The 22055-nt window shown below is 66.7% G+C and carries 26 protein-coding genes; 11 read left to right on the top strand and 15 right to left on the bottom strand.

The window, feature by feature from the left end:
- Positions 1 to 2 precede the first annotated feature (2 nt).
- A complete protein-coding gene (locus ACXN5S_RS13605; protein WP_458605978.1) occupies positions 3 to 590 on the bottom strand; it encodes a sigma-70 family RNA polymerase sigma factor in 588 nt (195 codons plus the stop codon).
- A 254-nt stretch (positions 591 to 844) separates the two neighbouring features.
- Between ACXN5S_RS13605 and ACXN5S_RS13600 the strand changes: the two genes are divergently transcribed.
- The 5 genes from ACXN5S_RS13600 to ACXN5S_RS13580 all read left to right on the top strand — a co-directional run bounded on the left by ACXN5S_RS13600 (position 845) and on the right by ACXN5S_RS13580 (position 6156).
- Positions 845 to 2137 (top strand): NAD(P)/FAD-dependent oxidoreductase, encoded by a 1293-nt coding sequence (locus ACXN5S_RS13600; protein WP_458605977.1) that lies wholly within the window; start codon positions 845 to 847, stop codon positions 2135 to 2137.
- Positions 2134 to 2883 carry a DUF1365 domain-containing protein gene (locus ACXN5S_RS13595; RefSeq protein WP_458605976.1) on the top strand — a complete coding sequence of 250 codons (750 nt, stop codon included), beginning with the start codon at positions 2134 to 2136 and terminating at the stop codon, positions 2881 to 2883. Before ACXN5S_RS13600 ends, ACXN5S_RS13595 begins: the two co-directional genes overlap by 4 nt.
- A complete protein-coding gene (locus ACXN5S_RS13590) occupies positions 2883 to 3902 on the top strand; it encodes a class I SAM-dependent methyltransferase (RefSeq protein ID WP_458605975.1) in 1020 nt (339 codons plus the stop codon). The genes ACXN5S_RS13595 and ACXN5S_RS13590 overlap by 1 nt, the downstream gene beginning before the upstream one ends.
- Before the next feature lie 24 nt (positions 3903 to 3926).
- Positions 3927 to 4655 carry an SDR family NAD(P)-dependent oxidoreductase gene (locus ACXN5S_RS13585; protein WP_458605974.1) on the top strand — a complete coding sequence of 243 codons (729 nt, stop codon included), beginning with the start codon at positions 3927 to 3929 and terminating at the stop codon, positions 4653 to 4655.
- 229 nt (positions 4656 to 4884) lie between these two features.
- Positions 4885 to 6156, top strand: a complete 1272-nt coding sequence (locus tag ACXN5S_RS13580; RefSeq protein WP_458605973.1) for a PRC-barrel domain-containing protein — start codon at positions 4885 to 4887, stop codon at positions 6154 to 6156.
- Between the two features lie 122 nt (positions 6157 to 6278).
- On the opposite strand, the gene ACXN5S_RS13575 is transcribed toward ACXN5S_RS13580, so the two are convergent.
- Genes ACXN5S_RS13575 through ACXN5S_RS13560 form a run of 4 tightly spaced genes read right to left on the bottom strand, consistent with a single transcriptional unit; the run spans position 6279 to position 10310 of the window.
- Entirely contained in the window at positions 6279 to 7832 is a 1554-nt protein-coding gene (locus tag ACXN5S_RS13575) for a phospholipase D-like domain-containing protein (RefSeq protein ID WP_458605972.1), read from the bottom strand.
- An 11-nt stretch (positions 7833 to 7843) separates the two neighbouring features.
- Complete coding sequence (locus tag ACXN5S_RS13570; RefSeq protein ID WP_458605971.1) at positions 7844 to 9580, bottom strand: sensor histidine kinase; 1737 nt, start codon at positions 9578 to 9580, stop codon at positions 7844 to 7846.
- Positions 9577 to 10167: an RNA polymerase sigma factor gene (locus ACXN5S_RS13565; RefSeq protein ID WP_458605970.1), complete on the bottom strand. Its 591-nt coding sequence runs from the start codon at positions 10165 to 10167 to the stop codon at positions 9577 to 9579. The genes ACXN5S_RS13570 and ACXN5S_RS13565 overlap by 4 nt, the downstream gene beginning before the upstream one ends.
- Positions 10164 to 10310 (bottom strand): NepR family anti-sigma factor, encoded by a 147-nt coding sequence (locus ACXN5S_RS13560; protein WP_458605969.1) that lies wholly within the window; start codon positions 10308 to 10310, stop codon positions 10164 to 10166. The genes ACXN5S_RS13565 and ACXN5S_RS13560 overlap by 4 nt, the downstream gene beginning before the upstream one ends.
- 122 nt (positions 10311 to 10432) lie before the next feature.
- Here ACXN5S_RS13560 and ACXN5S_RS13555 point away from each other — a divergent pair, with 122 nt between their 5' ends.
- On the top strand, positions 10433 to 11245 hold the full coding sequence (locus ACXN5S_RS13555; RefSeq protein WP_458605968.1) for a response regulator: 813 nt from the start codon (positions 10433 to 10435) through the stop codon (positions 11243 to 11245).
- 183 nt (positions 11246 to 11428) lie between these two features.
- On the opposite strand, the gene ACXN5S_RS13550 is transcribed toward ACXN5S_RS13555, so the two are convergent.
- A complete protein-coding gene (locus ACXN5S_RS13550) occupies positions 11429 to 11602 on the bottom strand; it encodes a DUF1328 domain-containing protein (protein ID WP_458605967.1) in 174 nt (57 codons plus the stop codon).
- Between the two features lie 172 nt (positions 11603 to 11774).
- Here ACXN5S_RS13550 and ACXN5S_RS13545 point away from each other — a divergent pair, with 172 nt between their 5' ends.
- From ACXN5S_RS13545 to ACXN5S_RS13535, 3 genes are all read left to right on the top strand, one after another.
- Entirely contained in the window at positions 11775 to 12113 is a 339-nt protein-coding gene (locus ACXN5S_RS13545) for a DUF883 family protein (protein ID WP_458605966.1), read from the top strand.
- On the top strand, positions 12113 to 12457 hold the full coding sequence (locus tag ACXN5S_RS13540) for a phage holin family protein (RefSeq protein ID WP_458605965.1): 345 nt from the start codon (positions 12113 to 12115) through the stop codon (positions 12455 to 12457). Before ACXN5S_RS13545 ends, ACXN5S_RS13540 begins: the two co-directional genes overlap by 1 nt.
- A gap of 114 nt (positions 12458 to 12571) precedes the next feature.
- Positions 12572 to 12976 carry a PRC-barrel domain-containing protein gene (locus ACXN5S_RS13535; protein WP_458605964.1) on the top strand — a complete coding sequence of 135 codons (405 nt, stop codon included), beginning with the start codon at positions 12572 to 12574 and terminating at the stop codon, positions 12974 to 12976.
- Between the two features lie 75 nt (positions 12977 to 13051).
- Here the strand turns inward: ACXN5S_RS13535 and ACXN5S_RS13530 are convergent, their stop codons facing one another.
- The 3 genes from ACXN5S_RS13530 to ACXN5S_RS13520 form a co-directional block, all read right to left on the bottom strand.
- On the bottom strand, positions 13052 to 14125 hold the full coding sequence (locus ACXN5S_RS13530) for an AI-2E family transporter (RefSeq protein ID WP_458605963.1): 1074 nt from the start codon (positions 14123 to 14125) through the stop codon (positions 13052 to 13054).
- An 18-nt stretch (positions 14126 to 14143) separates the two neighbouring features.
- On the bottom strand, positions 14144 to 14341 hold the full coding sequence (locus tag ACXN5S_RS13525; protein ID WP_458605962.1) for a PLDc N-terminal domain-containing protein: 198 nt from the start codon (positions 14339 to 14341) through the stop codon (positions 14144 to 14146).
- Between the two features lie 125 nt (positions 14342 to 14466).
- A complete protein-coding gene (locus tag ACXN5S_RS13520; protein WP_458605961.1) occupies positions 14467 to 14844 on the bottom strand; it encodes a hypothetical protein in 378 nt (125 codons plus the stop codon).
- A 198-nt stretch (positions 14845 to 15042) separates the two neighbouring features.
- On the opposite strand from ACXN5S_RS13520, the gene ACXN5S_RS13515 reads away from it, so the two are divergent.
- Positions 15043 to 15720, top strand: a complete 678-nt coding sequence (locus ACXN5S_RS13515; protein WP_458605960.1) for a Crp/Fnr family transcriptional regulator — start codon at positions 15043 to 15045, stop codon at positions 15718 to 15720.
- Here ACXN5S_RS13515 and ACXN5S_RS13510 read toward each other — a convergent pair.
- Both ACXN5S_RS13510 and ACXN5S_RS13505 read right to left on the bottom strand, forming a co-directional pair.
- Positions 15717 to 16685 carry a ketopantoate reductase family protein gene (locus ACXN5S_RS13510; protein ID WP_458605959.1) on the bottom strand — a complete coding sequence of 323 codons (969 nt, stop codon included), beginning with the start codon at positions 16683 to 16685 and terminating at the stop codon, positions 15717 to 15719. The two genes, ACXN5S_RS13515 and ACXN5S_RS13510, sit on opposite strands and share 4 nt — an antisense overlap.
- Before the next feature lie 62 nt (positions 16686 to 16747).
- Positions 16748 to 17893 carry an alpha-D-ribose 1-methylphosphonate 5-triphosphate diphosphatase gene (locus tag ACXN5S_RS13505; protein WP_458605958.1) on the bottom strand — a complete coding sequence of 382 codons (1146 nt, stop codon included), beginning with the start codon at positions 17891 to 17893 and terminating at the stop codon, positions 16748 to 16750.
- Between ACXN5S_RS13505 and ACXN5S_RS13500 the strand changes: the two genes are divergently transcribed.
- Positions 17892 to 18647: a DUF1045 domain-containing protein gene (locus tag ACXN5S_RS13500; RefSeq protein ID WP_458605957.1), complete on the top strand. Its 756-nt coding sequence runs from the start codon at positions 17892 to 17894 to the stop codon at positions 18645 to 18647. The two genes, ACXN5S_RS13505 and ACXN5S_RS13500, sit on opposite strands and share 2 nt — an antisense overlap.
- 131 nt (positions 18648 to 18778) lie before the next feature.
- On the opposite strand, the gene ACXN5S_RS13495 is transcribed toward ACXN5S_RS13500, so the two are convergent.
- The 4 genes from ACXN5S_RS13495 to ACXN5S_RS13480 form a co-directional block, all read right to left on the bottom strand.
- Positions 18779 to 19837 carry a 4-oxalomesaconate tautomerase gene (locus ACXN5S_RS13495; protein ID WP_458605956.1) on the bottom strand — a complete coding sequence of 353 codons (1059 nt, stop codon included), beginning with the start codon at positions 19835 to 19837 and terminating at the stop codon, positions 18779 to 18781.
- Positions 19830 to 20504, bottom strand: coding sequence for a 4-carboxy-4-hydroxy-2-oxoadipate aldolase/oxaloacetate decarboxylase (locus tag ACXN5S_RS13490; RefSeq protein ID WP_458605955.1), 675 nt, complete (start codon positions 20502 to 20504; stop codon positions 19830 to 19832). Before ACXN5S_RS13490 ends, ACXN5S_RS13495 begins: the two co-directional genes overlap by 8 nt.
- A gap of 95 nt (positions 20505 to 20599) precedes the next feature.
- A complete protein-coding gene (locus ACXN5S_RS13485) occupies positions 20600 to 21568 on the bottom strand; it encodes a VOC family protein (RefSeq protein ID WP_458605954.1) in 969 nt (322 codons plus the stop codon).
- Between the two features lie 99 nt (positions 21569 to 21667).
- Entirely contained in the window at positions 21668 to 22051 is a 384-nt protein-coding gene (locus ACXN5S_RS13480) for a DoxX family protein (RefSeq protein WP_458605953.1), read from the bottom strand.
- Positions 22052 to 22055: the final 4 nt, after the last annotated feature.

Genomic DNA, 22055 nt, shown 5'->3' with positions numbered 1-22055 from the left:
GGCTATCTCAGGTCCTTCAATTCATGACGCAGCCGCTCCAGCCCCAGCCGGATCCGCGACTTGATGGTGCCGAGCGGCAGGCCCGTCTCGGCACGGATTTCGCTATGGCTCAGGTCGCCGAGATAGGCGCGCTCGATAACGGCGCGCTGATCGGCAGAGAGGGCCAGAAGAGCCGCACGCAGCGCCTCGGCCTCTTCCTCCAGAGCCAGGATGTCACCGGCGCTGCTGTCGGCCGATGTAGGCTCGGACGAAGCCTCGAGCATCTCGGGCTCGGGCCGCCGGTTGCGGCGGGCGATGTCGATCTGCCGGTTCCGCGCGATGCGGAAGATCCAGGCCGAGACCGGCGCGCGGGCCGGATCGTATTGGCCCGCCTTGCGCCAGATAGTGAGCATGACGTCCTGCACGATGTCTTCTGCAAGGGCAGAGGAAGCGCCGGAGCGCATCGCCATCGCCTTCAGCCGCGGACCGTAATGATCGAAGAGCTGCCCGAAGGCCGCCTTGTCGCGCCGGTCGCGCACTGCGAGCATCGCCCGGGTCTGCTCGCAGACGGCCGGGGCCGCCTGGTTTTCGAGCTTATCGTCCTGACCCACAGCTTCGCCCAATTTCGCTCTCTCCGCGCTGCTGGCCAATGCCAGCGCCCGGTTGAGTGTCGCAGCGGCTGGCGCATCGTTCAACATGTTCAGGATACGGCGGTGCGCGCTGGGTGGATCACATGCGCGCGTCAATTTTCGGGGGAGCGGTTGAGGGATGGAAAGGCTCTGCCGCTAAGGGTGAAAGAATGATCCGCCCTGCCCCGCCTGGCGTAGTTCTGTCAGTTGTTCCCCTTTCCGCCCCATGAGGCCCCATGTCGTTTGATGCAGCCCCGACCCGCCCGCAGAAGATTGCCGTTATCGGGGCCGGCGTCTCGGGGCTGGCGGCTGCCTGGCTGCTGTCGCCGTCGCACCGCGTGACGCTGTTCGAAGCCGAGCCGCGGCTGGGCGGCCATGCCCGCACCAAGATCGCCGGCAAGCGGGGCGACCAGCCGGTGGATACCGGCTTCATCGTGTTCAACTACGCCAATTACCCGCATCTGACGCGGATGTTCCACGAGCTCGACGTGCCGGTCGCCAAGAGCGACATGAGCTTCGGCGCCACGATCAACGGCGGCACGGTGGAATACGGGCTGCGCGACCTAGGCGCCCTGCTCGGCCAGCGCGGCAACATGGTGCGCCCAGGCTTTCTGCGCATGGTACGCGACATCTTCCGCTTCAACGCCGGGGCCGAGGCGGCGGCGCGCGACGGGCAGACCATCGGCGATCTGGTGGCCGAGCTGCGGCTCGGCAGCTGGTTCGAGCGCTATTACCTCATGCCGATCTGCGGCGCGATCTGGAGCACGCCGGCCACGCGCATCCGCGACTTTCCCGCGCGGGCGATGATCAATTTCTTCCGCAATCATGCCCTGCTCTCCGCCACCGGCCAGCACCAATGGTGGACGGTGGATGGCGGCTCGATCGAATATGTGCGCCGGCTGGAGGCGCATCTGCGCGCCACAGGCTGCGAGATCCGCACCGGCGCGCCTGTTCGCTCGGTCAACCGCAGCCATGGCCGGCCGCGCGTGCGGGCCGAGGGGGGCGTGGAGGAGACCTTCGATCAGGTGATCTTCGCCTCGCATTCCGACGAGACGCTGGCGATGCTCGCCGACCCCACGCCGGAGGAGCGCGCCGCCCTCTCCGCCGTACGCTACCAAGACAATCGCGCCGTGTTGCACGCCGATCCGGGCCAGATGCCCCGGCGGCGGGCCTGCTGGTCGTCCTGGGTCTATCAGGCCGACGAGAGCACACGGCCCGGCGAAGCTGCGCAGATCGGCGTGACCTATTGGATGAACCGGCTGCAGAACATCCCAGAGGACGACCCGCTCTTCGTGACTCTCAACCCCGCCCGCGAGGTGCGCGAAGAGCTGATCTACGACGAGACGACGTTCCGCCACCCGCTGTTCGACAGTGCCGCCGTTGCGGCGCAGGCGCGGCTGCGCGAGATGCAGGGGCAGCACGCGACCTGGTTCGCCGGCGCATGGACACGGCACGGCTTTCACGAAGACGGCTTCGCCAGCGCCGTGCGCATCGCGCAGGCCATGCAACCGCAACTGGCGGTGGCATGAAGCCGGAGCTGATCTTCGGGGCGACGACCCATGCCCGGCGCGGCGAGGTGGCCCATGCCTTTCGCTACCGGGTGGATTTCGTGCTGATCGACGTGGAGGAAACGCGCGCCCCCTGGCTGTTCTCTCGCCGCCGGCCCGGGCTCGTTTCCGTGCGCGATGTCGATCATGGCGGCGAGCGGGGCCGCGGGCGCGGCGCCGCCTGGGCGCGAGAGGCCTGCGCCGCCCGGGGGCTGGCGCTCGGCGAAGACGACCGGCTGCTTTTGCTGACGCAGCCGCGCTTCTTTGGCCGGGGGTTCAGCCCGGTGAGCTTCTGGCTGGTGCAGCGTGGCGGGGCGCTGGTTACCGCGATTGCCGAGGTGAACAACACGTTTGGCGACCGGCACTCCTATTTCTGCGCCCGTCCCGGCTTCGCGCCCATCCTGCCGTCCGACCGCATCACGGCCGACAAGGTGTTCCACGTCTCGCCCTTCCAGGAGATCGCCGGCGGCTACACCTTCGGCTTCGACATCGCGGAGGATCACATCGGCATCCTCATCACCCATCGGCGCGGCAACGAGACGCTGCACGCCACTCTCATGGGCCAGCGCCAGCCGATGACAAATGCCGGCCTGATGCGCGCCGCCCTGCGCCTGCCGTTCAGCGGCCTGCGCACCATCGCCCTGATCTACTGGCAGGCCCTGCGCCTGCGCCTGAAGGGCGCGCCCTACCGCCCCCGCCCCCTGCCCCCCGAAGAGGAGCTGACCTGATGCGCGGCGACGCCAAGCAATCCCGCCTTCTGGCCGCCTGCGAGCGGATCGGCGCTGGCCGGCTGCGGCTGATCACACCCGAGGGCGCAACGCTCGATTTCGGCCAGGGGCCGCGCGCAGCAGAGATTGAGATCTACGATTGGTCCGCCGCCCGGTCGCTGCTTCACCAGTCGCCCGAAGGCATGGCCGAAAGCTTCGCCCGAGGCCTCTGGAACAGTGAAGACCCCGAGGCGCTCGCCAGCCTCTTTGCGCTGAACCGGGCCGCCTTTCCCGTCGCCTGTGACCGGCGGTTTCTTTCCGGCTTGCGGCGCCAAAATGAGGCCAAGCTGCCGGGCACCGAGTTCTTCCAGCTCTTCCTCGACCCGGGCATGAGCTTCACCGGCGCCCTCTTTCAGACTGGCGACGACGATCTCGGCCGGGCGCAGCATCGCAAATACGACCGGGTGCTCGACCGGCTGGGCGATGCGCCGCGCCTGCTCGACATGAATTGCGGCTGGGGCGGGCTGGCCGAGCGGGCGGTGTCCCGTGGCCATGTCGTCACCGCCCAGGCGGCGCGCGCCGATCAGCGCGCCTTCGCGGATGCCCGGCTCGACGGGCGGGCGACGGTGCATCTGGCCGGGCGCGACAAGGCCGAGGAGGTGTTCGACGGCATCGCCGCGATCGAGCCGGCAGGCAGCGCCGCCCTGCCCGGAATGCTCGCCAGTCTGAAGGCCCGCCTTGCCGGCAGCGGCCGCGCCGTGCTGCAATCCGTCATCGAAGCGCCGGGCGACGAGACGCGCCTGGCCGCCGCCGCCCGCCATGCCGGGCTCGCCACCAGCGGGCGCTACGCCTTCGGCTCGGACTACGCGCGCACCCTGCGACAATGGAGCCACCGGCTGGAGGCCTCCGCCCCGCGCGCCCGCCGCCTGGGCTTCACCGAAGATGTGCTGCGGCACTGGCGCTGGCGCTTCAACAGCGCCGCCGCCGCCTTCGCGCTCGGCCATCGCGATGTCGTGCAGCTCGACCTTGCCCATGCCTGACCCATCCGCAGAAAGGAGCGCCCGATGACCCGTGATTTCAAAGGACGCCGATACTGGATCGTCGGCGCCAGCTCTGGCCTTGGCGCCGAGCTGGCCCGCGCGCTCGACAAGCGCGGGGCGAAGCTGCTGCTCTCCGCCCGCCGGGCCGAGAAGCTGGAGGAGCTGGCCGCCGAACTGCGCGATGCAGAGGTGCTGCCTCTCGACGTGACCGATGCCGCTTCGGTGGCCACCGCCGTAGCAGGCTCCGGCGAGGTGGACGGCGTTGTCTACTCCGTCGGCCTCTACGACCCGATGACAGCGAAGGACTGGGATGCCGACCTCGCCGAAGCGATGTGCGAGGCAAATTTCATGGGCGCCATGCGCCTGTGCGGCCGCATCGTGCCGCAGATGGCGCGGCGCAGCTCGGGGCATGTCGTGCTGATCGGCTCGCTCTCTGCCTTCCGCGGGCTGCCCGGGGCCATTGGATATTCCGCCCCGAAGGCCGCGATCATGTCTCTGGCCGAGAGCATGCGCTCCGACCTGCGCGGCACCGGGGTGGAGGTGCAGCTCGCCAACCCCGGTTTCATCAAGACGCGGCTGACGAAAAAGAACGACTTCAACATGCCGCAGATCATGGAGCCGAAGCAGGCAGCCGCCGAAGTGATGGCTCTGATGGAGAGCGACGCCTTCCGCCGCGACTTCCCCACGCCCTTCGCCTGGCTGTTCTCGCGCAGCTCGATGATCCCCTACCGGATCTGGGACCGGATCATGTGAGGCTCGGCACGGGCCTTTCCGCCCCCTCGGCCAGACTCCGCCGGGCCGATAGGCGGGAAACCGCATATTTTTCTCAATAATCCCGGGAAGATGCAGAGATCCGCTCAAGAACGTCGCGGCATCTCATCTGGCTGATCAGGGCCGGGAACCAAGCGCTGAGATGCGGTGTTGTGGGGTCATACAAGGCAGGCACACGAGCCAGCCGAGACCCATGCACTTGGAGATCGACATGAAAACCTCCCACTCCATTATCGCCGCGCTGGCCATTCTGGCCGGCCCCGCCGTGGCCCAGGAAACTGCGGACACGATGACCACGGCCGACCCGGCCCTGGTGGCAGAGGAAGATTATTCCGCCATCGAGATCGACCTCGGCAGCTTCGAATCCAGCGAGCTGGTCGGCAAGCGCGTCTATGTCGGCGAAGAAGGCTCTGACCTCACCGCCGGCCTCGACAACGGCTGGGACGATATCGGTGAAGTCGGCGACCTAGTCTTCAACGATGACGGCACGCTCGCCGCTGTGCTGATCGACGTGGGCGGCTTCCTCGGCATCGGTGAGAAGGTCGTGGCCACCCGGCTCGACGATCTGAGCTTCTATACCGAGACCGGCGGCGACGAGAACTTCTTCGTTGTCTACAAGGGCAGCGCCGAGGCCCTCGAGAACCAGGAAGAATGGACCGAAGGCTCTGTCGTTCCCGCCGCCGACACCGCGACGAATGATGGCGCGATGGCCGACGACACCATGTCTGACGACACGATGGCCGAAGACGACATGGCCATGGAAAGCGACGCGGAAGCCGACGTCACCGCCGAGCCGATGACCGACCAAGAAGTCGAGAACGCCGACACCGCCATCGACAGCACCGATGAGGCGCTGGAGAGCGAGCCGGCGGATGGCGCGATGGCCACCGAAGACGGCGCCGCGATGGACGACGAAGCGATGGCTGACGAGACCATGACGGATGACGCCATGGCCGATGATATGGCTTCCGACGACATGGCTGCCGAAGACAACGCCGACATGGCCACGGAAGACGACACCATCGAAGCCGACGGCGAGCTGATTGTCGAAGATGGCGCCATGGATGACGAGGCGATGGCCGACGACACCATGACCGACGAAGCCGTGGCGACTGACGACGCGATGGCCGACGACTCGATGGACGCCGCCGACGCCAACATGTGGACGGCGCCGACCATGGAAATGGAAGGCTACGCCAGCGTCGACGCTGCGATGCTGACGGTGGAAGACCTGCAGGGCGCCCCGGTGTTCGGCATCGATGAAGACCGGATCGGCGAAGTGGCCGAAGTCGTGCTCTCGGAGAATGGCGACATCGAATACGCCCTGATCGACGTGGGCGGCTTCCTCGGCCTCGGTGAAGATCGTGTGCAGGTTGCCTTCGACGAACTGCAGATCCTGCGGAACGACGCTGGTGACGACGTGCGTGTCTATGTCGACGCCACCGAAGATCAGATGGAAGAGCGGGCCGACGCTTACGAATAAGCTCTGCCCAGCTACCTGACCGACGGGGCCGCGCGATCAGCGCGGCCCTTTTCGTATCTAGCTAACGCAAAGGCCGCGCTTTATGGCGCGGCCTTTGCGAGTTGTTCGACTGGTGCGGAGCCTCAGACCATCGCTTCGGGCACGCCCGGCAAGCGCACAGAGGTTTCAACCGCCGCCGCCTCGTCATAGGGCACGAGAAAGCCGCGCCGTTTCTCGGGCGGCAGGCGGCCATTCTCTTCCACCCGGTCGGTCCAGTGCTGGAAGGCATCGTCGAGCGGGAACAGATCCGCCGGCTCGTTCAGCCAGAATTTTTGTATGCGGCGGCGCACCAGATCGACCTCGTTCTGCCCCGTCAGCTCGACCCCCGCCTCGGTATCCCAATGCAGCGAGCGCCCGTTGAGATTGGCAGAGGAAACGATGGCCGAGCGCCCGTCGAAGACAGAGAGCTTGGCGTGCAGGTAGATGATCGGCGCGCCGGCGATCTTGGCCCGCGGCGCGAGGCTGTCGCGCTCGTCCAGCTGGCGGGGCTGGGCGGGGCTGGCGATGAGCAGCCGCTCCGGCCCAAAGGCGCGGCGCACATGCTCGATGCACCAAAGCTGCAGATAGTCGCCATAGCGGCCGTCGAGATCAGGCGGCTCGTTGAAGGCCACCGTCTCTGGCGCGCCGGGCACCACGAGGATGAGCTTCAGCCCCGACATCTTCTGGGCCCGCTCCGCCAGCGCCCGGGCAAGGCCCCGGTCGCGGAAGAACTGCGTCTCAAGGTAGATGAGGTGGCTCGACTCGGCGATGCGCACGTGATGGCACTCTTCAATCTCTTTCAGCACCTCGCGGGGCGAGAAGCGGAAGAAATGCGACTTCTTGCGCCGGGCTGAGATCGTGCGCAGCAGCCCGGGCGCAGCGACCGGCCTGGCCCGCGCCTCTGTCACATCGTCGAAATTCATCAGATGTGCCCGGCCGGCCTCGGCCAGGGCGGGGTCGTCGATCAGCGCCTGGATATCGTGCCAGGTGCCTTCCGAACCCTGGTCATGGTCCAGCGTGTCCCACCGCCGCTCGTTCAGATCGAGGCCGCCGATGTACAGCCAGCGGCCATCGACCGAGGCGAGCTTCTGGTGGTGCGATACCGGCCAGCTTGGCATGCCATCGCCGAAGCGGCGCTTCAGCATCGCCCGCACGCCCGGCATCAGCGACAGGCCCCGGCTCTCGCCCTCCCGCGCTTCCTTCATCGCCTGCTTGGCGACGCTCGACAGACGCATGCGGATGATCGGCGAGAAGAAAAGCCGGGGCAATGTGCCAGGCCGGGCGGGGTGCAGACGCGGGTGGATTGTCAGGTTCTTGCCCGCCTCGCCCGCCATCTCGCGCACACCGCAAAGGATACGCACGGTGTTCCATGTAGAGATATGCAGGTCTGTCGCGGCGGCGGCGTCGAAATCCGAAAGCCACAGCGTGACACGCACCCCGCGGCGCAGGGCGTCGACGATAAGGTCGGACCAGGTGGTCCCGACCTTCTGCGCTTCGGGCGTGCGCAGCAGGGTGCGCGGGTCGAAGATGCGAAAGCCCATGACAACTTCGCGCTCGGCCCGCAGGATCAGCCGCTCGAAGGCCGGATAGGCCTCGGCGGCGGTGATGAGCAATTGCAGCCGGCCGGTCGTTTCCGGCACTGGCGGGAGATCGGCCATAAGTCCTCTCCTCAGGCGGCGTCTTGGAAGGCGGCGATCGGGAAGGTGATTATCGTTCTGTGCTGCGCGCCGTCGTTCGTTTCGTCGACAGTGCCCCCGACTTGCTGCGCAAAGGCACGGACGAGCTTCTCGCCCAGCCCGTCACCCTTCTGCGGCACCTCGTCGCCCGAGGGGGCGACCGAGTTGGAGATGTCGAGCACGGCGCTTTCCGAGCCTTCCATATAAAGGCGGATCTTGATCGTTGGAGTTTCCCCCTCGGGGGCGCCGATATGCTTGAAAGCATTCATCACGAGCTCAGACATGGCCAGCCCAACGGGCACGGCCTGGTCGGGATAGAGCACGACCTCGTCATAGCTCTGCGTGACATTGACCGCCGCGCCGTCTTGCAGGCTGGCGGCGGCTGTCTGCTCGACGATGGCGGTGAACAGCTCGTCGGCCCGCACCCGCTCTTCCGCCGAGGTCTCGTACAGCTTCTGATGCACCCGGGCGATCGAGGCGACGCGCTGCTGCAGCTCCATCAGCACCCGGCGTTCCTTCGGGTCCTTCATCTTGCGCATCTTCATGTTGATGATCGACGCGATGAGCTGAAGGTTGTTCTTCACCCGGTGGTGCACCTCTTTCAGCAGCACGGTCTTCTGGTGCAGCGAATTGTGCAGCTCGGCCTCGTCGCGCAGCACGCTTTCGGCCAGCATCTGCCAGGTCTCGTCCATATCGATGAGCTCCTGCGGCTCCCACGCGCTGAGCTTGCGGGGAATGATCCGGCGGTTGCGCATGAACATCAGCATCCGCGCGCGCAGGTTGCGCGTGGGCTTGATGACCATCGCCTGCACCGAGAAGAAGGCCACGGCCAGGCCGGCCAGCCACATGGCGGCGGGGAAGAGCAGCGAATAGGCGGCGTGCAGGCCGTCGGCCACCAGGCTGTCGGTGCGGTAATCCCACGAGCCGAGCGCATAAACGACGCCGGCCTCAATAGGCACGACCGCATAGAAGCGGCGGTCGCCCTCGGCGTTCTCGCCGATGAAGGCTGTGCGCCCGATGCGGGCAAGGTTGGCGAGCTCAGCATTGACCGGAAGCTGGGCCTCCAGCTCGTCGATATCCGGCGCCGAGGTGAGCACCTCGCCGGAGGAATTGAAGGTGATCAGATTGATCGGCCGCGTGCCGCCTTCAGTGGGGCCTGCCATGGTCTCGGCGAGCGCGCCATGCTCCAGCGACAGGGTGACGAAGCCGTTATAGGCGCCATCATCCGTCAGCACCGGCACACCGACGGCCACCACGGCGCGGCGGGCGATGACGGCATCGGGGATGACCATGGCCCGCTCGCGCGGGTTGGCGGCCATGTCGATCACGCTTGGCCGGTCAGAGACATCGGTGCCCTCGCCATCAGAAGCGCACTGAACAAGACCCTCGGCCGAGACATAGCCGACGAAGGCATAGGGCTCGGCTCGCTCGAGGAAACGCCGCAGCCCCTCTTCGCATTCGGGGCCGCGGTTGCGCATGAGCGGTGCGGTGGCGGCGAGCATGCGGGCTGCGCCGAAAGCGGCCTGAATCTGGTTTGCTTCGCGCCCGGCAGCTTCGGCCGTGCGCGCCATCAGATTGGCCGACGAGTTCTTGTCGGTCTCCTGCAGGAGCAGATAGGTCTGGTTTACCGAGATCAGGCCGATGGGCAGCAGGGCCAGCGCCATCAGCGCCCCGATACGGAAGGTGAGCGAGTGAGATCGTTCACGCAGCCGCGCGAGCTTTGTCCTCAAAAGGCCGCCTTTCTTGCCTGGCGCCCATCAGTGACAACGGCAAGCGTCGCCGAATCCGTCATTTCGAGCGGCTCGTCCTCGGACAACTGCAGGAGTTCCACCAGACGCGCCCTCCCGCGGAAGACCCGCGACTTGATCGTGCCAACCGCCACGCCGCAGGTCGTGGCTGCTTCTTCATAGGTCATGCCAGACGCGCCCACGAGCACCAGCGCCTCGCGCTGTTCGTCGGGCAGATGCGTGAAGGCCTTCTGGAAATCGTTCAGCGCAAGGCGCCCGTCATGAGACGGCTTCACCGAAAGCGTGGCGGCCATCGCCCCGTCGGCGTCGGCGACCTCGTACTTCATCTTCCGGCGGCCGGAATAGAAGGCGTTGCGCAGGATGGTGAACAGCCAGGCCCGCATGTTGGTGCCGGGCTTGAAGCTGTCGATCGCCCGCCAGGCGTTGACGATCGTGTCTTGCACGAGGTCGTCTGCCGCAGAGGAGTTGCGCGTCAACGAGACGGCGAACGCCCTGAGCGACGGGAGGTGATCGAGGATCTCGTCCCGAGGGTCCTTGTGCTCGCCTTCGGCGGGCTTGCGGGTTGTCATTCGGGGCTATCCTGCTCCTTGAGCTGCCGTAGCAGCTCGACAAATCGGTCAGGCAGATCGCGCTGAACCTCCTGCTGGAATACCCGGCGGAGGTTGCTGTCGATCAGCTGCTCGAGGTCGTTCTCTTCCTGCGGTTCAGGCATTGTCCCCTTCGGCATTCTGCTGCACCATTTTATGGTCTTCTAGATAATTTATCTCTGATAGCTGGAACCAAACGCTGTGGCGCACGTTCGGTTCCACGAAAAGGGACTAAAAGGGGTAAAAAATGTCGCAGGCCACTGAGCCTTCCTTCCTCTCCGTCGCTGTTGCGGATCTGCTGCCTTACCTGCGCCGCTATGCGCGCGCGCTCACCGGCAGCCAGACCAGCGGCGATAATTACGTGGCCGCTACACTTGAAGCACTACTGACAGACCGTTCCGTCTTCGATCAAGGGCTCAGCAAGAAGGTCGCGCTGTTCCGCGCCTTTCACCTGATCTGGAGCTCTTCAGGTGCCCCCGTCGGTGAAGGTGACAATGGCCTCGCCCGCCGGGCGCAGGCCCATATGTCGCGCCTGACCGCCAATACCCGCGAAGCGCTGCTGCTCTACACGATCGAAGAGTTCTCCGCTCAGGATATCGCGGTGATCATGGACGTCGAGGAAACCGAAGTCCGTATGCTGATCGAGACCGCGCGCCGCGAGATGGAAGAAAGCGTCACCGGGCGTGTCATGGTGATCGAGGACGAACCCATCATCGCGATGGACATTCAGGACATCGTTGCCGACATGGGCCACGCCATCACCGGCGTTGCCCGCACGCATACCGAGGCGGTCGATCTGTTCAAGAAAGAGCGCCCGGATCTCATCCTCTCCGACATCCAGCTAGCCGATGGCTCGTCTGGCATCGAGGCGGTGAACGAGATCCTTGGCCTCGCGGGCGATATCCCGGTGATCTTCATCACCGCCTTCCCCGAGCGCCTGCTCACGGGCGAGCGGCCCGAGCCGGCATTCGTCATCACGAAGCCCTATACCGAAGAGCAGGTGCGCTCTGCCGTCAGCCAGGCGAGCTTCTTCTCGTCCACCGAGACGCTGCACGCCTGATCTTCCAGCTTTGCCAGCGCCGCCCTCGCATCAGTCCTGCCGAGAGCGCTGACAGACAAGGCCCGCCGAGTGGAAACACCCGGCGGGCCTTTTTTAGTATGGGTTGCAGGCGATTGCTTGCGTTGGGCGGAGCGAAGGTCTGCCCCGCTTAAGCTGGTTCTCACATCTCGTCGCGCGCCACCGTCAAAGCGGGGGCTTGTCCCGCATCGCGCCGAAGAGGGCGGCGACGAGGAACAGCACGAGGAAGATGAAGAACAGGATCTGCGCAATGCCCGCTGCCGCAGCCATGACGCCGCCAAAGCCGAAGACGGCGGCAATAATGGCCAGGACAAGGAAGGCCAGAGCCCATCCAAGCATGGAGTTTCTCCTTGGTTCGTAGGATCTTGCAGCGCCGGGTGGCGCTGATTTGCCTGATCAACGCTGCCTTCTGCAGCGCAGTTCCGCCCCCGCAAAAAAGTGCAAAAAGATGGGAACCATGCCGGAACTTATGCGTTGCGCCAGTGAAGCCACCCAAATCGAGGAGCCACCCATGGCCCGAGGCACGACCAACGGCACGCAAGCCAACCTCAATGAATTCATGAAGCAATTCGAGTCGCTCAAGGCGGATCTCGCCGAGCTGTCCGAGACAGCGGCAGAGATCGGGTCGGCCCAGAAAGAGATGCTGAAGGCGAATGCCACCGGCACTGCGTCCGCCATTCGCGCGCGGGGTGAAGCCACCGTTGCCGAGCTGAGCGCCAGTGCCCGCCGTGCGGCGAGCGAAGTTGCGACCGAAGCCGAGGCGAAGGTACGCGAGAACCCGGCTGCTGCTGTTGGCATCGCGACCTTCATCGGCTTCCTCATCGGGCTGTTCATGACCCGCCGCCGCTGATGATGGATCGGCTGGCCCTCGCGGCCGCCGCCATCGCGCGCAATGCCGCGCTGGCGATAGCGGCGCTTGTCTGCATGTCCGTCGGGCTGGGATGCCTGACGGCAGCTGGCTGGATCGCCATTGCCGCCGTGCAGGGCCACCTTGTGGCGGCCCTGATTGTGGGCGGCGTATGGATGCTGCTCGGCGTCATCCTTCTTCTCATCCTCGCACGCCCTGCCCGCCCTGCCCCGGTGGTCGAACCGGCCCCCGTTGCCCCGCCCGTCCCCGGCAGCGTTGCCGCGACGCTGGCGATGGCCTTCGCGCAGGGCCTTGGCGCCGGCATGTCGGCGCGCCGGCGTCCCTGAAGTACGGTTGAGGGTAACCCCCTCGTTTCCCTCACTCTTTCGACATTGATTTGAAACTCTTCGCCGCCCGGAGGCGTTGCTTTTGCAACAAGTCCCGAACGAGGAGACTCACTCATGATCGGTAAGGCTCTCATCGCAGCGTTTGCTGTCACCGGCGTCGCCGCTGTCGCCATGCCTTCCACGCAGTTCACCGAAGCTGCGATGAACGAAACCTCCATTGCGGCCACCCCCGTGCCCGCCTCTGCCCTCACCTTTACCGGCATCAATGTCGACGAACTGGTCTACGCCCCGGTGCTCGATATGGCCAACCAGCGCGTCGGCGAAGTGGCCGAGCTGTTCATCGATGGCAGCGGCCGCATCGACGGCGCCGTCGTCTCGGTGGGCGGCATGTTCAGCAGCCACAAGGTCGCCCTCGACTTGGCTGACTTGGAGGTTCTGCAGGCTCCCGGCGAAGGCTTCGTGGTGCGCACGAACCTGTCCGAAGACAGCCTCACGGCGATGCCGACCTTCGAGAGCTGAACCCACCTTCGACCAAACGAAAAGGGCGGCTGCCAGATATGGCAGCCGCCCTTTTTGATGTCTCCGCCCGAGGCGTTACTTGCCAGCGGCCGAGCTGTTGTCTTCTGCCGCGAACAGCGGGCGCGGGTCGACCGCTCCGGCCTGGCCGGTCAGCACCACCAGCAGCCAGACGAGCAGCGGGATGGCGACGACGCCGCCGATGGGCCCCCAGATCCACAAGCCGAAGGTGACCGAGAGGAAGATCATCAGCGGATTGATCCGCATCTCGCGCCCAACGAGCGAGGGCGTGATGAACTGCCCCTCCATCATGTTGAGCAGGAAGAAGCTCGCGGCCGGCAGCAGCGAATACGGCCCGTCGAAAGCCGCGATACCCGCGATCAGCAGCGAGATGCCGAAAACCGCTGGCCCGAGGTAGACGACGAAGTTCATGAAGAACGCCAGCAGGCCCCATTGCAGCGCACCGGGCAGGCCCATCACGGTCAGTGCCGCACCAACGGCGACGCCGAGGCAGGTGTTGATGAGCGTGATCGTCAGGAAGTAATGCGCCACCCGGCGCTCGGCCCTGCGCAGATCGCTGATCTGCAGCCGCCGACCGTCATGGCCGGGCAGCACCTTGCGCAGGAGGGTATAGACCTCGTCGCGCGTCGCCACAAAGAAGAAGAGCGTACCTGCGAAAACGATGATCTGCGCGATGATCGAGGGCGCGAGCATGATGGCATCGCGCACATTGGGCACTTCAGACGCCGCGGCAGCGGCAGGCTCGGGGTCAACCGCGGCTGCGTCGGCGCCGGCTCCCGAGAGGGTCTCGGCCATGTTTTCCGACATGGTGGACAGGTCGCTGATCGTGCCGCGCAGGTTGCCGAGCGCATCTTCGAGATCTCGTGCCACCTTGGGCAGCGAGTCGATCAGCCGCATGGCGATGGGCTGCAGCGCCATTACCAGCGCCGCCACGAGGATCAGCGTCAGGAACAGGCTGATAAGGGCCGCAAAGGTGCGCCCCACGCCCCATTTCTCCAGCAAATCGGAGAGGGGCGACAGCACGATGCCGGCCACGAGGGCCAGCACCACCGGCGCGATGATCGCCTCGGCCGCCTGAAGGGTGTATCCAACGGCAATCGCCGCGATCACAACGATCGCGGCGTGCCCCATTCCCTCTGATTTTACCATTTACGCGGGCCGGGCGGCGCCGCGCGGCCCCGCGAAGAGCCAGATCAGGAAGCCCAGGAGGGGCAGCAGAACGACCAGTAGCGTCCACAGCACCTTAGAGGTTCCGGAGGCCGACGAGTTGAAGATCGAGACGATGGCCCAGATGTCGAGGGCCAGTAGAATGAGGCCACCAAGGCCCGAAAGTCCGAAGATGCCCATGGCTGTCTTCCCTTCTGTCCGTATATTGAAAGCGTAGCGGCAGGCCCATTTCGGGCGCCCTTTTCAGCTTAACGCTTCGTGAGTTGTAAGGTTCCCGCGCGCCTGCTTGGCCGCGGCGCCGCGTGTCAGCCCTGCTTCGGCGCGGCCCGCACCAGCGCTTCGCTGACGGCGCGGTTGAGCGCGAGGTCAGAGAACGGCAGCGGCAGCATCGCCCAGCGGTGATGCTCACCAGGCTCTTGGCCCTCGTCCGCCTCTTCAGCCTCGAGAATGACGATGGCGGTGTCGTGGGGGGCGAAGCGTTCGGCCGCTTTTAGCGGGCTGATGTCCTTCAGATCGTGCGAGAGTACGACAAGTTTAGGAACGGAACCTTCGGCCAGCGCGTTCAATGCGTCAGAGAACGAGCGAACAATGCGAACGGCATAATCCGGGAATCGGGCAACAAGGCTCTCCGATATGTCTTCAGCGACGAGGGAATCGCCGCCAATGATCATCAGATCTGCCAATCTATTGGTCCATGAATCGGGGGTTAACATGGCGGGACAGTCGCACGAGATGCAGCACCGGGCATTAAACTACGACATACGTAAATCCGGAATTTCCGGGACGTGCATCTTATCAAATGATATGGCGGCGGCGTGGCCGAGCCTGTGACCACACCCTGCACCCACTGCCCGCTCCGCAAGCGAGACATCTTCGTTGAAATGTCACGCGACGATGTCCGCCAGACCGAAGCGTTCAAGGCGGGCGAGCTGCACATTGATGCCGGCACCCATATGCTGATCGAGGGCGCGGGCTCTGCCCAGCTCTACACCGCGCTCGAAGGCATGGGCCTGCGCTACAAGAGCCTCGCCGACGGCAGCCGGCAGGTGCTGAATGTCATCTTCCCCGGTGATTTCATCGGCCTGCAGGCCGGCGTCTTCGGCGAGATGAAGCATTCCATCGTCGCCTCAACGCCGATGCGGCTTTGCGTCTTTGACCGGGCCGACTTCCTCTCCTTCGTGCGCGCCAGCCCCACCCGCGGCTTCGACATGACGTGGCTCGCCGCAGTCGAGGAGCACTTCCTCGGCGAAGCGCTCGCCACTGTCGGCCAGCGCGATGCGACCGAGCGGATCGGCTGGGCGCTGATCAAGATTTACCAGCGCGGCCGCGCCCTTGGCATGGTGAACAGCGCCGGGGCCATGCCCTTCCCCTTCCGCCAGCAGGATCTGGCGGATCTGCTCGGCCTCTCGCTGGTGCATACCAACAAGACCCTCGCCCGCCTGCGGCGCCACAACCTGGTGCGCTGGCAAGACGGCCAGCTCGCCATTCCCGGCATCGAGCCGCTGGCCGAAATGGTGGGGGTAGAGCTTGAGCCGCCGCAGCGCCGCCCGCTGATCTAGAGCGTCAGCGCCGCCTTCCCCTCTTCCTCGGAGAGGCTCCCCGGCGCCAACCCCTCGCGCGCCAGCCGGCCGCCCAGTGCGGCAGCCCAGGCATTGACCGGTGTGGGCACCCCATGCAGCCGGCCAAGCAGCGCGATCTCGCCGTTGAGGTAATCGCTCTCGATCGAGCCCGTCGCCCGCGCCAGGCTCTGGGTGGAGGACGAGCCGGTGCGCGAGACGCCCGGGATTTCGCCGACCTGCATGTTGGCGGCGCGGCGCGGGTCGCCCTGGCCAACGTCGACCGACGCAATGCCGGCAGCCTCCAGCACCGCCCGCCCCTCATCCATCAGCCGGTCGCAGAGCGCATCGCGCGTCTCGCCCTTTGGCAGGGCCGCGTCGGCGATGTTGCAGAGGTTGAGGATGAGCTTGCCGTATTTGCTCGCCATCACCTCTGGCGAGGTGCGCGCCACGAAATCGGCTGCGTTCAGCGCGGCGACCAGCGCCTCGTCAGCGGCATCGGTGCCGCCCGGATAGCGGCCGATATCGAAGATGCCGAGCTTGGGCGTGCCGAAGGCGGCAACGGTGCCGGGCGTTGCGTATTCGGCCGGCAGCATCACCGTCGCCGCATGCACATTGGGAAAGCGCCGAAGCGCGAGCCGCTCGTTCTCCACCCCGTTCTGGAAGCAGAACACTGGCTGGTCGCTCACCCCGGCGGCCTGAAGCTGCGCCAGCGCCGCCTCGGTATGCTGGGTTTTGGTGCAGAGCAGGATCACATCGTCTGGCCGGATCTCCGCCTCCGCCGGCGTGCTGAAGGCGGGGAACTTCGCCTGGCGCGCACCCGCGCAGGTTTGCAGCGTGAGCCCGCTCTGCTGCAGCGCGCTCAGCATCGGCCCGCGCGCGATGCCGACAACCTCCTGCCCGCTCAGCGCCAGCGACGCGGCCAAAGTGCCGCCGACGGCGCCGATCCCTTGAATGACGATGCGCATATCTATCCCCTTGCTGCTCAATGGCTTTGTCCCGCTGCGGCGTGGCGGTTGCAAGAGCTGGCTCAGCCCACGCGCCGGCCGCCCGACCAGACTCCCCGCACCATCGGCGTGCCGCCCGGCGCCCGGCGCAGGCGCACCAGATCGGCCCGCAGCCCGGGCGCGAGCCGGCCCCTGTCGCTCAGCCCCGCCGCCCGCGCCGGCGCCTCGGTGACGGTCGCCAGCCCGCGCGCCAAGTTGCCCCAGAGGTCACCCAGCATGAAGGCGCCGAGCAGCAGCGAGGCCGGCACGTAGTCGGAGGACAGGATGTCGAGCGCATCGGCCTCCGCCGCCTCGCGCGCCGCGACATTGCCCGAATGCGAGCCCCCCCGCACCAGGTTGGGCGCCCCCATGATGACGGCGATGCCCGCCTCGCCGCAGGCCCGCGCCGCCGCGAGCGTTGTGGGAAACTCCGCCATCGCCACGCCGTGCCGCGCGGAGGCCGCGACATGCTCGACCGTTGTGTCGTCATGGCTGGCAATCGCCGCACCCAGGCGGCGCGCCGCCGCAACGGCGGCCGCCTCATGCCGGGCGCCGTACTCGGCGGTCAGCTGCCGCTCCGCCGCGATCAGCCGCTCGAAATCGGCCTCACTCATCGGCCGCTTGCCCATGATGTAGTCGCGCACCCGGCCGATATCGGTGAACTGGCGCTGGCCCGGTGTGTGATCCATCAGGCTGACGATGCCGACGCCGTCTTCGGGCGTAAATTCCGCCAACTCCTCCTCCAGCGTCTCGGAGCAGATTTCGGCCCGCAGATGCAGCAGGTGGCTGATGCGCAGCATACCCTCAGCACGCATGGCGATGAGCTCGCTGGCGAGCGGGCGGGCATAGCGGCGGCTGGCCTCGCCCTCCCAGTTGAGAAAGCCCAGCCGCAGCGCGTCGAACACCGTGGTGATGCCGGTGGAGGCCAACTCGCCGTCATGCGCGGCGATGGCGGCGGCATGCGGCCAGTTGACCCCGGGCCGCGGCGTGATGTGCCGCTCCAGATTGTCTGTGTGCAGTTCGATGAGGCCGGGCGCGAGCAGGTCGCCCTCGCAATCGAGCGCGCCAGCGGGCACGGAGGAGCCGTCGAGCAGCTCGGCGATGCGGCCATCCACCACCCGCAGGCCGCCGAGGCGGACCTCGCCATCGGCCACGAGCCGCGCGTTTGCAATCGTCAGGGTCTCTGTCATGTCTGGGAGCATCCCGCCTTTCCGCTCCGGCCTCAACAGACGAATTCTCATGCGCTTCAGCCGCTTCGCCCTCTACTACACCCCGCCCCCCGGCCCCTTCGCCGACCTCGGCGCCGCCTGGCTCGGCTGGTCGCTGACGGGAGAGGCGCCCCCGGAGCCTGCCGGCCTGTCTCTCCCCCGCCCGCCCCGCGAACTGACAGAGGCGCCGCGCCGCTACGGCTTTCACGCCACGCTGAAGCCCCCGTTCCGCTTGGCTGAAGGCTGGACGGCGGAGGAGGTCGAGCAGGAGGCCCGCGCGCTCTGCGCCCGCCTGCCGCCGGTGTCGCTGGCGGGCCTGAGGCTCGCCCGGCTCGGGCGTTTCCTGGCGCTGGTGCCGGTGGGGGAGACGGCCGGTCTTGATGCGCTGGCCGCCAGGCTGGTCACCGGGCTAGACGCCTGCCGCGCGGCCCCCAGCGAGGCAGAGCTCGCCCGCCGCCGCACCGCTGGTCTAGCTGCCCGACAGGAGGAGTTGCTGGCTCGCTGGGGCTACCCCTATGTGCTGGAGGAGTTCCGCTTTCACATGACTCTGACCGGGCTGCTGGCCGAAGACGAGATCGAGCCGGTGGGGAACGTGCTCCGAGCACTCTTCGCGCCGCGCCTCGGGCTGATGACGATCACCGAGATCACGCTCGCAGGCGAGGACGAGGCGGGGCGCTTCCATGAGATCGTACGCTTGCCACTTCAGGGGGCACCGGAGGATCTTCCGCTGGTCTGATGTCGCGCCAAGGGAATTCTCGCTTCGATGCAGCGCACAGCTAAGCGGCCTCAGGTTGCTTTATGAAAAGTTCTGGGGGATTTCAGCCCTGATCTAGCCAGTTCAAATCGGAAACAGACAAGTCCGAACGCTCACGCCCTAGGGAAAACGCGCCCGTCAAACAGCTTCCGCGCCGTCCGAAGCGTCCCCGCCCGGACCACGCTGCCATCCTCTCCCCGCTCGATGACCAACTCCGCAGCCCCCGTCGGATGCTCCACCACGAAGGTTTCACCCTCCGGCAACACCGCCACCTCCGCCGCCGGCGACCCCTCCATCACCGCCGCCGTCGCCACCGAGACGGCGGCAAACACACCCACCGTCGCATGCACCCGGTGGGGGATGAAACTGCGGGTATGGATCGTCCCGCCCGCCCCCGGCGCGGAGACCAGGAACATCTTCGGCACGCTCTTCTCGGCCACGTCGCCAAGGCCCATCATCGGGCCGGCCTTCCGCCGGATCGCCTCCACCCGCTCCTTGAGCGCGCCGTTCCCCTCCAGCTCCTCGCGGCTCTCCTTGCCGGTCACCCCCAGCGCATCGGCGCGCATCACCACGCAGGGCATGCCGTTGTCGATGAGCGTCGCCGCCACGCCGTCGATCTCATCCACTACCCTGTCCGTCGGCAGCAGCGCCCCGCACATCGAGCCGGCGAGCTTCTCGAACATCAGCGGCACCGCCGCCGCATGGCCCGGCACCCCGTCGATGCGCGCCTCGCCGGCATAGCTCACGCGCCCGCCCGGCGTCGCGATCCGAGCCTCAGCCACCTCGCCGGTGTTAACCATGTGGATGCGCACCAGGGTTTCGCCCTCCCGCGCCGCCACCAGCCCCCGCTCGATGGCCGCCGGGCCGACGCCGGCAAGGATGTTGCCGCAGGCCTGAGCATCACTCACCAGCGGCTCGTCCACGTAGACCTGCAGGAAGAGGTAATCGACATCGGCATCGTCGCGGCTCGGCGGCGAAAGCACCGCCACCTTGCTGGTCAGCGGGTCGGCCCCACCGATGCCGTCGATCTGCCGCGCGTCGGGCGAGCCCATGATCCGCAGCAGCAGATCGTCCCGCGCCGCCGCCTCTGCCGGGAGGTCGCTCGCCAGAAAATACGCCCCCTTCGACGTGCCCCCCCGCATCCAGAGGCAGGGGATCCCGTCCTCAGACATAGCGCAGCCCCTTCTCCTCCAGCCGACCGCGCATGTCATAGATGTCGAGCCCCAGCTCGCCCGCCGCCAGCCGCGCGCGCTTAGCTTCTTCCGCCGCCAGTCGCGTCTCCGCCGCCGCCAGCACCTCCGCGGCCTCAGCCCGCTTCACGACCACCACGCCGTCGTCATCGGCCACGATCACGTCGCCCGCCTCCACGGCCTGCCCGGCACAGACGATCGGCACATTCACCGAGCCCAGCGTCTCCTTCACCGTGCCCTGCGCCGAGATCGCGGTCGACCAGACCGGGAAGCCCATCTCCCGCAGATCCTTCGTGTCCCTCACGCCTGCGTCGATCACTAGCCCCCGGCAGCCCCGCGCCATGGCGGAGGTCGCAAGCAGGTCACCAAAATAGCCGGTGTCGCAGGGTGAGGTGGGCGCCAGCACCAGCACGTCCCCGTCCCGCAGCTGCTCGATGGCCACATGCAGCATCCAGTTGTCCCCCGGCGGCGCCGAGATCGTTATCGCCGAGCCTGCAATCTGCGCCCCCTGCTGGATCGGGCGCATGTTCGAGGCGAAGCACCCACGCCGCCCCTGCGCCTCATGAACCGTCGCCACGCCCGCACGACCCAGCCCTTCGATCACAGACGCCTCGGCCCGCTCCACCTTCGTCATCACCACATTGTGCATCGCTGCCTCCCGGGGCGCCCCGCCCCTCCTTCATCTGGCCGAAAATACCTCGGGGTCCGGGGCAGAGCCCCGGGTCTCTCCACCCCGCGGCACCGTCAGTCTTTTTGCACCGGCGGCGTCCCATGCGTGTGGAACGTCGAAATGGTCTTCAGCCCCCAGGCCTGGCCCTTGGCGCGGTCGGCCTCTGTCCAGACCACCGGCTCCCAGTCGGGCTGCATCACCAGCCGCGCGCCGGCATTGGCGAGCTCGATCCTGTTGCCTGCCGGCTCCCAGGCGTAGAGGAAGAAGCTCCCCTGGATGGCGTGCTTGTGCGGCCCCGTCTCGATATGCACCCCGTTCTCGAGGTAGATATCAGCGGCCCGCAGGATGTCTTCGCGCGTGTCGGTCGCATAGGTCACGTGGTGCAGCCTTCCCTCGCCGCCGCCCCGCTCTTCCGAGCAGACCAGGTCGTAGCTCTTATTGTTGCAGGTGAACCAGCAGCCGCCCATGCGGCCGTTGTCGAGCTGGATGTATTCCGTCACCCGGTGGCCGAGGCAGGTCCCGACGAAATCACGAAACGCCGTCACGTCCTCGCCCAGCAGGTTCACATGGTCGATCCGCCGCGGGCTCACCCCCTGCGCGTGGTAGCGCGAGGAGAGGTTCTTGAGCGCCGAGGCATCCTCCGGCGGCGCCTCGTATTTCACCGTGTCCCAGTAGAGCTCGAAGACATGCCCGAACGGGTCTTCGAACTGGAACGCCCGTCCATGGCCAAGGTCACCCTCGACCCAACCCAAAGCCTTGTACTCGCTCGCCTCGATCGCGGCGACACGCCGCTCCAGCGCCTCGGGTGAGGTCACGCGGTAGGCGATATGGCCCACGCCGGTCCGGTCCGCCTTCGTCAGCTTGAGCGAGTGGAATTCGTAATCCTCCCATGCCCGCAGATAGGCGGAGGTCTCGTCCTGGCCCGAAAGCTTCAGCCCGTAGACGCGGGTAAAGAAGTCGAGGCTCTTGTCGAACTGGTCGGTATAGACCTCGACATGGCCCAGATGGGCGAGGTCGAAATTGGGGTTGGTCGGCTGGCTCATCTGTCTGTCCTCCCTGTTGGGGTCGGGCCGCACCGATGGTGCGACCCCTTCGTTGTCTCGGTGCCGGGCGCCCCTCCCAAGTCCGCCCGGCGGCCCTCCTCAGCCCTTGCGAGCTGCGTCGACCGACCAGGGGCCGGGGCCCGCGGCGGCGAGGTAGAGGAAGGCGAAGCAGTACAGCGCGGCGAGTTCGCCGCCGTTCAGGATCGGGTAGAAGCCCTGCGGCGCATGGGCGATGAAATAGGCCGCCGCCATCAGGCCCGACAGGATGAAGGCTGCGGGGCGTGTGAAGAGGCCGATGACGAGCAGCACGCCGCCCACAAGCTCCAGCACGCCGGCGATGCCGAACATGCTGAAGACCGGCGGCGTCATGCCGGTGGGCGGAAAGTCGAACAGTTTCGAGGTGCCGTGCTGCAGCAGAAGCAGCGCCGCCATGATGCGGAAGATCGACAGCAGCTGCGGCTGGTAGCGGGAGAGGAAGGACATATTG

The organism is Pseudoroseicyclus sp. H15 (assembly GCF_054353345.1).
Note: the sequence above shows the minus strand (reverse complement) of the source record. Positions and strands in the feature narration are given on the sequence as shown.